14 protein-coding genes and 1 riboswitch are annotated in these 12,444 nt (G+C 31.2%); all 14 genes read left to right on the top strand.

Annotated elements, in window-relative coordinates; genetic code table 11:
• Positions 1-64: 64 nt before the first annotated feature.
• The 14 genes from MR285_RS07500 (at position 65) to bioB (ending at position 11,979) form a co-directional block, all read left to right on the top strand.
• Entirely contained in the window at positions 65-304 is a 240-nt protein-coding gene (locus tag MR285_RS07500) for a hypothetical protein (protein ID WP_293559612.1), read from the top strand.
• A gap of 142 nt (positions 305-446) precedes the next feature.
• A complete protein-coding gene (locus MR285_RS07495; protein ID WP_293559610.1) occupies positions 447-575 on the top strand; it encodes a hypothetical protein in 129 nt (42 codons plus the stop codon).
• 161 nt (positions 576-736) lie between these two features.
• The gene (locus tag MR285_RS07490) at positions 737-943 is read left to right on the top strand and encodes a hypothetical protein (RefSeq protein ID WP_293559608.1); all 207 of its coding nucleotides are present in this window, start codon (positions 737-739) and stop codon (positions 941-943) included.
• Positions 944-1,233: 290 nt separating this feature from the next.
• Complete coding sequence (locus MR285_RS07485) at positions 1,234-2,664, top strand: L,D-transpeptidase family protein (RefSeq protein ID WP_293559606.1); 1,431 nt, start codon at positions 1,234-1,236, stop codon at positions 2,662-2,664.
• 103 nt (positions 2,665-2,767) lie between these two features.
• A riboswitch (FMN riboswitch) is annotated at positions 2,768-2,880 on the top strand.
• A 53-nt stretch (positions 2,881-2,933) separates the two neighbouring features.
• Complete coding sequence (locus tag MR285_RS07480) at positions 2,934-3,539, top strand: ECF transporter S component (RefSeq protein WP_293559604.1); 606 nt, start codon at positions 2,934-2,936, stop codon at positions 3,537-3,539.
• Positions 3,540-3,639: 100 nt separating this feature from the next.
• Positions 3,640-4,764 carry an alanine--glyoxylate aminotransferase family protein gene (locus MR285_RS07475; protein WP_293559602.1) on the top strand — a complete coding sequence of 375 codons (1,125 nt, stop codon included), beginning with the start codon at positions 3,640-3,642 and terminating at the stop codon, positions 4,762-4,764.
• A gap of 172 nt (positions 4,765-4,936) precedes the next feature.
• Positions 4,937-5,830 carry a UDP-N-acetylmuramate dehydrogenase gene (gene murB, locus MR285_RS07470; protein ID WP_293559600.1) on the top strand — a complete coding sequence of 298 codons (894 nt, stop codon included), beginning with the start codon at positions 4,937-4,939 and terminating at the stop codon, positions 5,828-5,830.
• Positions 5,831-5,849: 19 nt separating this feature from the next.
• Entirely contained in the window at positions 5,850-6,716 is an 867-nt protein-coding gene (gene rapZ, locus MR285_RS07465) for an RNase adapter RapZ (RefSeq protein WP_293559598.1), read from the top strand.
• Positions 6,701-7,669: a gluconeogenesis factor YvcK family protein gene (locus MR285_RS07460; RefSeq protein WP_293559596.1), complete on the top strand. Its 969-nt coding sequence runs from the start codon at positions 6,701-6,703 to the stop codon at positions 7,667-7,669. The genes rapZ and MR285_RS07460 overlap by 16 nt, the downstream gene beginning before the upstream one ends.
• 45 nt (positions 7,670-7,714) lie before the next feature.
• The gene (fni, locus tag MR285_RS07455) at positions 7,715-8,731 is read left to right on the top strand and encodes a type 2 isopentenyl-diphosphate Delta-isomerase (protein ID WP_293559594.1); all 1,017 of its coding nucleotides are present in this window, start codon (positions 7,715-7,717) and stop codon (positions 8,729-8,731) included.
• A complete protein-coding gene (locus MR285_RS07450) occupies positions 8,732-9,253 on the top strand; it encodes a HutD family protein (protein ID WP_293559592.1) in 522 nt (173 codons plus the stop codon).
• A 158-nt stretch (positions 9,254-9,411) separates the two neighbouring features.
• Positions 9,412-10,161 carry a DNA/RNA non-specific endonuclease gene (locus tag MR285_RS07445; protein WP_293559590.1) on the top strand — a complete coding sequence of 250 codons (750 nt, stop codon included), beginning with the start codon at positions 9,412-9,414 and terminating at the stop codon, positions 10,159-10,161.
• Between the two features lie 149 nt (positions 10,162-10,310).
• On the top strand, positions 10,311-10,952 hold the full coding sequence (trmB, locus tag MR285_RS07440; RefSeq protein ID WP_293559588.1) for a tRNA (guanosine(46)-N7)-methyltransferase TrmB: 642 nt from the start codon (positions 10,311-10,313) through the stop codon (positions 10,950-10,952).
• A 61-nt stretch (positions 10,953-11,013) separates the two neighbouring features.
• Positions 11,014-11,979, top strand: a complete 966-nt coding sequence (bioB, locus tag MR285_RS07435; RefSeq protein WP_293559586.1) for a biotin synthase BioB — start codon at positions 11,014-11,016, stop codon at positions 11,977-11,979.
• The last annotated feature ends 465 nt before the right edge of the window (positions 11,980-12,444 follow it).

The following is a 12,444-nucleotide window of genomic DNA, read 5'->3' as shown; positions in this document are numbered from 1 at the left end:
GAAAATAATAAAAGACCAAGGAAGAAAGTTAAATACAATTATCAATGTTATTTGAGGTGATAAAATGAAAAAAGAAGATTTATTAAGAAAATTAGGAAGTAGAAAATTTTGGGCTTGCATTAGTGCAGTTGTAATTGCACTAATAGCTTTTACAAATGCAGCTCCGGAAACGACAGAAAGAGTAGTTGCTTTAGTGTCAGCCATTGGTGGATTATGTATTTATATGCTATCAGAAGGAATTGCAGATTCGAAACCTACTGATGTGACAAATGTAATTAAAACAGAAGATTACAAAGAAGATTAAAAATTTTGTAGAATTAAATTATTTAGAACATATACATTTATAGCCTAGGGAGTAGATCCTTAGGCTATTTTTTATTAGATAATTAAAAAAATACTTGATTTTATATACTATCGATAGTATAATATATTTAGGAGGTGAGAAAATGGTAGAAAAAATAATAGCTTTAGCAATCAGTATTCTAACAATAAATCATCTTAGGCTACAAAACAAAAAGATGAAATTAGAAATACGGAAGCTAAAGCTAGAAATAAGAAAACTTAGGAGGGAGTAACCCTCTCTCTTAAGTAAATTCTACCATATGAAATATGTTAAATCAAATTACAAATATTATACTTTTTATTTTATTTGTGCTTATCTTGGCTCTTTTAATACAGAATTTAAAATTAAGAAAAGAATTGAATATCTTAAAGTGTAAATTAAAGGATGGTAAAAATGAAAAATACAAATGCACAAACCGAAGCAAATAAAAAGTGGCAAGAAAATAATAGAGAGCATGCAAGATATTTAAGAAATAGATCTACTGCTAGAAGTTTTGTAAAAAAACAAGCTACAGAAGAAGATATAAAAGAAATAGAAGAGTTTATAAAAATAAGAAGGGAAGAACTCAGAATGAATGACAAAAAAATAAGCCCTGCTTGATGCGGGGCTATTTTTTAGGCAACTTCTAAGACTATGATTTTTTGTGCGTATATATCTGGCACTGGGTTTCCCGCACCATCAATATCCACACAGTCTAACATTTTTAGTTGGACTGTTATTTTTTTGTCCTTATAGATTATTTTGTTTATAAGTGCCTTTAAAATCTTGAGAAAATTGACGAAAAATGAATAATACAAATATTTACAATTCAATTACATTTATAACAATCTACTAAAATCTCTTTTTTAAAATTTTCTATGGAGTATAATATAAAGATAATGGGAGGAATTATGAAGAAGACATTTAAAATATTTTTTGCATTTATAATTATAATTTTAATTTTCATATATATTTCAGGAATGTATTTTTTTAGAGATAGATTTATGCCAAGAACTTACATCAATGGACATGATTTTGGACTTACAAAAATTTCTGAGTTTGAAAAAAATTACAGTGAACTTTCTAAGAATTTTGTGCTAGATATTGTTGCAAAGGACAAAAAAAATAACGACAAGATTACGGCAGAAGAAATAAAATTTGAAGACAACATTGGCGGTGGTTTTATAAAACAAACTCCTCTTTATTGGCCAGTGGCATCTCTAATCGACAAAAAATATCAGCTGGACACAAATTTAAAATATGATGACGTGGCACTTGCTGAAAGGCTAAACAATTTAAACCCAGTTAAAAATGAATCAATTCATTCTACCGATGCAAAGATTATTTTTGATAAAGGCGAATTTAAAGTAGAGAAGGAAGTCCATGGAGATTTTGTAAAGCGTGATGAACTAAGAAATGCAATAATATCTCATTTTGCAGATAAAAATGAAAAATTAAATCTTGAAGAAGAAAATCTGTATATAGAACCAAGTATCACAGCAGATAGTGAGTACATTAAGAATCAATTGGAATCTTATAAAAAGCTTTTTACAAAGAAAATAATTTTTGACTTTGACGATAGGAAAGAAGAAGTTACGGGACAGGGAATTATTGCTATGTACTCAAAGTCTGATGACGGAACACTTGTTATCGACGAAAAAAAGGTTTCAAAATTTGTAGAAAATCTTGCAGCTAAGTACGACACTTTTAGAACTTCAAGAATTTTTAACGCAACTGGAATTGGCAGCGTAAAAGTTGATGGAGGAATTTATGGTTGGTTAACCGATAGGCAAAAGACAGAGGATGAAGTAATTGCAGCGTTAAATAAAGATGAAGTTGTTACAATAAAACCAATTTATAGACAAGATGCAGTTTCAAGGACAATAAATGACATTGGAAATACTTATATTGAAGTTGACCTTGCAAGGCAAAAGTTATGGTACTACAACAAGGGCAATCTTGAGCTAGAGACTAATATTGTTTCTGGAAATCCAACTCTTGGAAATGGAACACCAACTGGTACAGATAGAATTTGGTCTCGCGAAAGGGACAGATTTCTAACGGGAGAAAATTATCGCTCTAAGGTAAACTATTGGCTTCCGATAAATTGGTCTGGAGTAGGACTTCACGATGCTACATGGAGATCAAACTTCGGAGGAAATATTTATTTATCTAGTGGATCCCATGGATGCGTAAATATTCCGCCAGCAGTTATGAAAAATCTTTTTGACAAAACTTTTAATGGAATGCCAGTTATAGTTTATAATTCAGCAACGCAAAAAGTTCCTGATACAGTAGCAACACAGGCAAAGACACAAACAAATCAAGGACAAGCGCAATAAAAACTGTAATAAATACCAATTTATAATTAAGATAGATTAAGTATAAAATCCTTGCAAAAAATTTAACAAGTGCTATAATTAAATTAAGAAAAAAATAATAATTTTAAATCTTCAGGGAAGGGTGCAAGTCCCAACCGGCGGTAAAGTCCGCGAGCGAAAGCCGAATTGGTGTGATTCCAATACCGACAGTAGAGTCTGGATGAGAGAATGATTTAAACTTTCATGCCCCGAAGGTTCGGGGTTTTTTAAATGCCCCAACAGGAGGTAAAATGAATAAAGTAAATTCAAGCGCGATGATAAGAACGAAAGACATGACAAAAATTGGAATGCTATCGGTAATTGGTTTTATATTAATGTATTTTCAATTGCCGCTTACCTTTGTAGCACCACCATTTATGAAGCTAGACATATCAGATTTGCCAGTTCTTGTTGGCGCCTTTACAATGGGACCAGTTTTTGGAATAATAATTGCAGCGTTAAAAAATATTCTTGCACTAATATTTAAAGGCACAATGACAGTAGGCGTTGGTGAACTATCAAACTTTATAGTTTCAGCAACTTTTGCCTTTGTATCAAGTTACATCTACAGAAAACATAAAACATATAAATGGGCAATTCTTTCACTAACAGTAGGAGTTGTTTTTATGACAGTTCTTGCCATGATGTCAAATTATTTTGTAGTATTTCCACTTTATGGTAAAGTAATGCCAATGGACGCTATAATAGCAATGGGATCAGCCATCACATCAAAAATCACAGGACTTTTCACAATGATGATTTATTCTGTGCTACCCTTCAATTTAATTAAGGGATTCACAACATCAGCCATGATGATGTTAGTTTATAAAAAAGTTAGCCCACTATTTAAAAGTTAATTGATTTTTAATAAAGTTTATTACAAGTTGTCTTTTGACAGCTTGTTTTTTTGTGTTCATATAATATAATTTAATCAAAAGAAAAAAGAGGGGTATAAAAATGAAAATTTTATGTGCAGGACCAACGTCAATCGATGAAGAAGTAATGGAATTAATGGGAAAATCTCTCACAAACCCAGACATCGATCCAGAGTACGAAAAAATACATAGAAGAGTAGAAAGAAAAATATCTAAACTTTTAAAAACGGAAGCTACTTCTTTTATTATGCTTGGAGAAGGCATGATTGGACTTGAAGCAGCTATATGTAATTTAGTGGAAGCAGGAGATAGAGTTCTCGTGCTAAATAACGGAGTTTTTGGGGCAGGATTTGCCGATTTCGTAAAATTTTATGATGGTGTGCCACAAATTTATGAAGACGACTTTAGACGTGGCTTCAACATAGAAAAATTAAAAGAATTTTTAGCAAAGGATCACGACTTTAAAGTTGCTACAATGGTACATTGCGAAACTCCATCAGGAATAACAAACGACGTAAAGAGTATTTGCAATCTCCTACATTCCTACGGAATACTTACAGTTGTAGACACAGTATCAGGCATGGGAGGAGAAGATTTTGACTTTGACGATTATAAAGTGGATATAGCTCTTGGAGGAAGTCAAAAATGTATATCAGCACCTACTGGGCTAACACTTGTAACAATTTCAGAAGACGCAAAAAAGGCGATAGCAAACAGAAAAAAACCAGTTCCAAGCTATTATATGAATTTTCTAAACTATTACGATTATTCCGATGGATTTGCTTTTCCGTACACAATGAATGAAAATCTAACTTATGCGCTAGACCTTGCCCTTGATAAGCTTTTCGAAAAGGACTCCATAGCATTACACAAAAAATACGCAGAAGTAACGAGAAAAATATTTGAAGATGCAGGCTTTGAACTTTACGCAAAGGATTCAAGGTCTAATACATTAACGGCAGTAATGGTGCCAGAAGGATTTATAGCAGAAGACATATTAGAAGCACTTAGAAAAAAAGGAATATTAATATCAAAGGGAGCAGGCGACATCTTTGAAAAAGTTTTTAGAATAGGGCACATGGGAAATAATATATCTTACGAAAATTTCTTAGAACTTTTTGAAAAGCTAGATGAAGTGTTTAAAGAACTTGGCATTAAAACGAAAATTTCTTTGAAAAAAGAATTTGAAGAATTAATGAAAAAATAAAATTTTAATCTATTTCTTTTAATATACAATTAGAAAAATTATAGCAAAATCCATACTTTTATAAAAATAAAATAGTATTATTTTGAGATAAATTAAACCCGATGTTTGTTTAAAGTTTATCATTTATCTTCTTTAATGATATAATAAATTTAATAATATTTTGAGGTGTTTTATGGATTTTAATATAAATGAAGATTTGGGAGATTTTTTTTACAACGAGCCAATGCTAAACCATACATCTTTTTGTGTTGGCGGACCTGCTAAATTATTGATAAAGCCAAAGGACGAAGATTCTCTCATTGAAATTATGAGAGAAATTAAAAAAAATGATTATAAATTTTATATTCTTGGAAATTGCACAAATGTAATTGTAAAAGATAATGGATTTGATGGCATTATTATTAAATTAAAAAACAAGTTAAATGACATAAAAAAAGTTGGCAATACAGAAATTTATGCAGGTGCTGGAGTGAGTCTTAAAAAAGTTAGTGAATTTGCAATGGAAAATTCTTTAACTGGTCTTGAATTTGCACATGGCATTCCTGGCTCTCTTGGCGGTGGTGTTGTCATGAATGCTGGTGCCTACGATGGCGAGATTAAAAATGTTATAAAAAGTGTTAGACTTCTTGATGAAAATTTAAAGATTATTGAACTCTCAGCCGAAGAAATGAATTTTTCTTACAGACATTCTCTAGTACAAGAAAGAGATTTAATTGTTCTCGGCGCAACCTTTGCTCTTTCTCATGGCGACAAAGATGTGATAAAAGAAAAGTACGAGGAATTTGACAGAAGGCGTGCAGAAAAACAGCCTCTCGACAAGCCTTCAGCAGGTTCGACTTTTAAGAGACCAACGGGATATTTTGCGGGAAAATTAATTGATGATTCTGGGCTAAGGGGTTTTACTCATAATGGAGCAGGTGTTAGCGAAAAGCACTGTGGATTTGTTGTGAATAAAGACCATGCAAGTGCTAAAGATGTTCTTGAAACCATTGAGATTGTGCAAAAAGTTGTGCAGGATAAATTTGGCGTAAAAATGGAGCGAGAAGTTAAAATTATTGGTGATTGATTTGAATTTTGGTGATTAAATGGAACTTATAATTATTACTGGGATGAGTGGATCTGGCAAGTCCTTTGCTCTAGATGTTTTTGAAGATTTAGGTTATTATGCAATGGATAATCTAGCGCCAGCTCTACTTCCAAAATTTTGTGAAATGGCACTAGACGCAAAAAGCAAAAACTTCGATAAAGTTGCTGCTGTTGTCGATCTTAGAAGCGGTGAGTTTTTTAATTCTTTTTTCTCTGCTTGTGAAGATTTAAAGGGAATGAATGTAAAAACTAAACTTTTATTCCTCTATGCAGACATGGAAACTATTATTGCAAGATACAAGGAACTTAGAAGACCTCATCCTATGAATAGTTCCATTGTCGAAGGTTATAAATTTGAAGAAGAGACCCTTGAAAAAGTAAAAAAAGACGCAGATTTTGTAATTGACACAACAGGTCTCTCTACTAAAAACTTGAGAACGCAACTTATGGCTTTTGTATCTTACAATGAAAAGGACAATTTTGCCATTGAAGTTTCTAGTTTTGGTTATAAAAGAGGGATTTTAAAGGATGCTGATATTGTTTTGGATGTTAGATTTTTGCCAAATCCTTTTTATATTAAAGAGCTGAAGAGTTTAAATGGAAAAAGTGAAGAGGTCAAAAATTATGTAATGAAATTAGATGTTACAAAAGAGTTTATCAAAAAGACTATTGATTTACTTGAATTTTTGATTCCAAATTATATGGCAGAGCAAAAGAGAGTCCTTACAATTGGAATTGGTTGCACTGGTGGTTTTCACAGGTCAGTAGTAATTGCTGAAGAAATTGGAAGAATTTTAAAAGAGGAATACAAATCCACTTATGTATCTCACAGAGATATGGAGAAAAATTTATGGAAAAAAAGATAGCAGTTCTTGGTGGAGGTACAGGAATCTCCACTATTTTGCGTGGGCTAAAATATTATACAAAAAATATTTCTGCGATTGTATCCATGTCCGATGATGGAGGTGGAAGTGGAATTTTAAGAGAAGAACTTAATATTTTACCACCAGGTGATGCAAGGAGATGCCTTATTGCACTTTCAAATGCTGATGAAACATTAAAAGAATTATTAAGTTATAGATTTAATTCAGGAACTCTAAAAAATCAAAATGTTGGAAATATTTTGATTGCGGCACTGACAGATATTTTTGGGTCCTTTGACAGGGCTCTTATAGAAATGAGCAGCGTATTTAATGTTACTGGAAAGATTATACCTGTAACCTTAGATGAGACTCATTTAGTGGCAGAATTTCTTTCAAAGGATAAAGTTGTGGGCGAGTCTTATATTCCAAAAATGTGTTATAGGCTTAATACTAGGATTGAAAAAATGAGTATGATTCCTCATTATCCAAGTGCTAACAAAGAGGCTTTAAAGGCTATTTTAGATGCAGACATAGTAATTATTGGGCCTGGTTCACTTTATACATCTATTATTCCAAATTTTTTAGTTGCGGGAATAGATGAAGCATTAAGAGATACAAGGGCTCACATAATTTATATTGCCAATGCAATGACGCAAAGAGGTGAAACAAAAAACTATTCATTAAGGGATCACTTCGATGCAATTTTAAAACATTCAAATTATGAGTTCATAGACGAAGTAATTGCCAATGATTTTAGAGCAACAAATGATGTATACCAATATTATTACAGTAAAGAAGAATCTACACCAATTTTTGCGACAGATGAGGATAGGATTTATTTTAAAGAGAAAAATGTAGAGTTAACTGAGGGAAAGTTCATCGAAATAAAAGATGGTTTTATTAGACATGATGGCAACAAAATAGGAGCTAGTATTTTTAAAACTCCTTTGTTGTAAAAAAAATTATAAAATGATATGATTTATTTGTTAAAGGAGGATACAATGAGGAAATATAGAAAGACAGAACATATAGAAAACTTTCTTCGCTCCACTTATGTCGGCGATGCACTTTTTTCTGATATCTTTTTGTATAATGACTCTATTCCAGAGATAAATTACGACGAAATTGATACAAGTGTTGATTTTTTTAATAAAAGAGTAAAATTCCCATTGATGATTAATGCCATGACAGGTGGCAGTAATCTTTCAGAGGAAATAAATAGAAATCTTGCAAATGTTGCATTGGAGTTTGATTTGCCAATGGCTGTTGGTTCACAGACAATTGCACTAGAAGATGAAGATTCAAGAAAATCCTTTGAAATAGTTAGAGAAATTATAAAAGATGGAATTGTAATTTCAAATTTAAGTGGATTTTCAAGTGTCGAAGATGCAAAAAAAGCCGTAGAACTTTTGCGAGCTGATGCAATTCAAATTCACTTAAATCCTGCACAAGAATTGGTTCAAACAGAAGGGGAGAGAAATTTCTGTGGCATTCTTAAAAATGTTGAGGAAATCGTAAAAAAATCTGAAGTACCAGTTATAGTAAAAGAAGTTGGCTTTGGAATGTCTCCAAAAACTGTAAAAAAATTATATGATGTTGGAGTTAGATATGTGGATATATCTGGTTACGGTGGCACAAATTTTTTTGAAATAGAAAACTTGAGAGATCCAAATTCTGATATATCAGATTTATTTTCATGGGGGATACCTACTGCTTTGTCGCTAATAGAAGCAGATAGACTTAAACTTAAAGATTTATATATAATTTCTGCAGGCGGAGTAAAAAATTCTATGGACGTAGTAAAAAGTATAGTAGCAGGAGCTTCTATGGTTGCAATTAGTGGTGAAATACTTTCTTACATCGTTCGTGGCGGTTATGAGTACACATTAAAATATATTGACGGAATAATAGAAAAAACCAAGATGTTAATGATGCTTTCTGGTGCAAAAAATATAGCTGAGTTACAAAAAGTCGACTATAAAGTTACAGGAAAGCTAAAAGAATTATTGGAGGGCTAAATGAAATTTCTAAAAAAAGAAGAGTTTAAAGATTCAAAGTGGTCTGCTGGAGTTACGACAGAAGTTTTTATATATCCAGAAGATGCAAGCGTTAGCGAAAAAAACTTCGATTTTAGAATTTCCAGCGCAACTTGCAACGAAAAAGTTTCAAATTACACGCCTTACACAGGATTCAACAGATACATCACACCAATTGACAATGTGATGAATATAGAAACTTCTGACAAAAAATTCAAATTAAACCCCTTTGAAGTTTTATTCTTTAATGGAGATGATGAGACAAAATCATCGGGAGATGTTAGAGATTTTAACTTGATTTACAAAAAGGGACTTGATGCAAAAATGTATGCCCTAAATATCAATAATTTTGAATTTGCCACAAAAAATCGAGCAGTAATATTTAATTACGATGCCGATTTAAAAGTGGAAGGAAAAGTTTTTGAAAAATTTTCTGCAATTTATCTTGAAAGTGAAAAGATTGAGATAAAGGGAATAGGAAAAATTATAATTTGTGAATTTTAATTTAATATTTAATTTGATTGCAAAGGCCCTCTTAATATTAATTTAGTAGAGGGTTTAATTTTTGAAAATTATTTTTAAGATTTAAAAAATTAGATATTATGGGATTGTCTATTGTTTAAAGCAATGTGATATTTATCTTGAATTTTGGGAGTGCAGTATTGAAGAAAAATAAAAAATCAAAAGTAATTGCTATTATATTTGTTTTATTTGTCGGATTTTTATTTGCTAATGATAATTTCATCAGACATGATAGCAATTATAATGGAAACTTTTTAAATAAAATTGAGAATTTTTTGGATATTTTTGGAAATGACTATGAGGTAACAGCTAATAGTCCCTACTATAAAATAGATAAAAATCCACCTCAGTTTTCAGAAGAGGATTTAAAAATGGGGCCTGACTTTTCAAATTACTCGGAATTAGATGAGCTCAATAGAGTTGGACAAGCCAATGCCCTTATTGGACCAGGCTCTATGCCAAAAGGTCCGAGAGGAGATATTTCAAAAGTTTATCCAACGGGTTGGCATCAAAAATTTTATAAATTTGTTGATGGCGGAGCAGTTTACAATAGATGTCATTTAATTGCGTATCAATTGACGGGAGAAAATGATAATTGGAAAAATTTAATGACGGGCACGAGATCATTTAATACTAAGGGAATGCTTCCCTTTGAAAACTCTGTTGCAAATTACATAAGAGATACTGGAAAAAAGGTTAGATATAGAGTAACGCCGATTTTTGTTGATGATGAATTGGTGGCACGAGGTGTAATTATGGAAGCTTACAGTATTGAAGATGGTGGCAAAAAAATTAACTTCAGAGTTTTTGTCAGAAATATTGAAGAAGGTATAAAAATAGACTATAAAACTGGAAGAACAAGAGTAGATAAAAATAATATTGTTAAATAATTGAAACAAATCTTTAAAAGCCCACTGTGGCTTTTATTTTTATGTGAATTAAAATAGGGAATTTAAATAAAATTTGATAAAAATCATAAGACTTATTGACAGTTGTATAACTTGTGTTATAATGCTTAAAGCAAAAAAAGGAGAGTATTATGAGACTTAGAAAAAAACATTTTGCAATTCCTGAAATGCGTGAAAATCCTTATGTATTTTTCAATGGACAAGAAAATAAAGGGAAATGGAATGAGGTTTTCGGTAACGACAATCCAATTTATCTTGAAATAGGCGCAGGAAAGGGTACCTTTACAATAGAGTCAGCAAAGAAGAATAAAGATATAAATTATATAATGGTGGACATTGAAACTAATGCCCTTATTTATGCAACTAGAAAAATTTTAGATGAAGAGCTAACTAATGTGAGAGCAATGCCGATAAATGCGGAAAATATTTTGGATTATTTTGACAAAGGCGAGATAAGCAGAATTTACATAAATTTTTGTAATCCTTGGCCAAAGCTAAAACACAAAAAGAGAAGACTTACTTTTCCAAGATTTTTGGAAAAATATAAAATAATATTAAAACCAAAATCACAAATATATTTTAAGACAGATGACTTGGAACTATTCGAAGAGAGTCTTGATTACTTTAGGGACTGTGGATTTTCTACATTAATAGAAGATTTTGACATGAAGCTTGATAAGTATCCACAAAATATAGTAACAGAATATGAAAGAAAATTTAGAAAATTGAATCAAAAAATAAAATTTGGTGTGTTCGAATATTATGTTAACTAATAATTACTTTTGATTGACAATAAACCATGCAAAATATATAATTACTTCAGGAGCTGAAGAGATGGATATTATTGAATTAAAAGAAAAAGTAAAAAATGGATATGTTATAACAAGAGATGAAGCGATTGAAGTTTATAATAGCGATTATAATAAACTAACAGAAGCTGCTGACGAACTTAGGGAATACTTTTGTGGTAATAACTTTGATGTTTGTACCATAATAAATGCAAAAAGCGGAAGGTGTTCTGAAAATTGTAAATTTTGTGCGCAGTCAGCACATTACAACACAAATATAAAAGAATACGATCTATTAGATGAAGAAACAATTGTAAATGATGCAATAGATAAATATAGCAGAGGTATTACAAGATACTCAATGGTAGCGAGCGGAAAGGGACTAACTCCAAAAGATATAGATAAAGTGTGCAGTATTACGAGAAAAATATATGAAAAAGCACCAGAAATTAAAGTATGTATATCAGGTGGGATAATTTCTGAAGAATCCTTTGAAAAACTAAAAGATGCAGGAATAAAGAGGGTACACAATAACCTTGAAACATCAAGAAAATTTTTTCCAGAAATATGTACAACACATACTTATGATCAGAAAATTGAAACAATCAAAGCAGCACAAAAAGCAGGGATGGAAATATGTTCTGGCGGATTAATAGGACTTGGAGAAGACTTTGAAGACAGAATTGACATGGCATTAGAGTTAAGAAAATTAAAAGTTCACTCCGTTCCAGTAAATTTACTTAACCCGATAAAAAACACACCATTAGAAAATAACAAACCACTTTCTATGGAAGAAGTAAACAGAACTTGTGCTACATTTAGATTTATTCTTCCAAAAGCTTTAATTAGATTAGCTGGAGGGAGAGCATTAATGGAAGACTTTGGCACATCTGCACTAAAATCAGGAGCAAATGCTGCAATCTCAGGTGTACTTCTAACAACAAAGGGAATAAGCATAGAAGATGACATGGAAAGATTTAAAGAGTTAAAATATAATGTAAAAGCGGTGTAAAAAATTTAGCAAATATTTATAATAAAATGCTTGACAGAAAAAAATAAAAGTAGTAACATATAACAGCTGTAATAAATGCAGCTGTTATTTTTTTAAAAAATTAAGATAAAAAATAAAAAAACAGTTGACATTAAAAAAGTATGATGATAAACTATAATAGTTGTATCACAAATACAGCAAGCTTTTGTAAAAGTTAAGTAAAAAACATTTGAAAAAATGTAAAAAAATACTTGACAAAAAATAATTACAAGAGTATAATAAATAAGCTACTTCAAAAGGTAGCGAGAAACATGATAATTAAATAGTGTGAAGATAAAAAAGATTCAAAAAGAATCAAGATTCGTAAAAGAATCACAAAGCAAACCAGAAATTCGTTTAGTTTAGATAAACAAATGAGTCAAAACAAATTTTAATTGAGAGTTTGATCCTGGCTCAGGACGAACGCTGGCGGCGCGCTTAACACAT

Origin of the sequence: Peptoniphilus sp., from assembly GCF_022767005.1 — a bacterium.
In the GTDB taxonomy this organism is placed as follows: domain Bacteria; phylum Bacillota; class Clostridia; order Tissierellales; family Peptoniphilaceae; genus Peptoniphilus_A.
The sequence above is the reverse complement of the archived record's forward strand: the minus strand, read 5'-3'. Positions and strand labels throughout refer to the sequence as shown.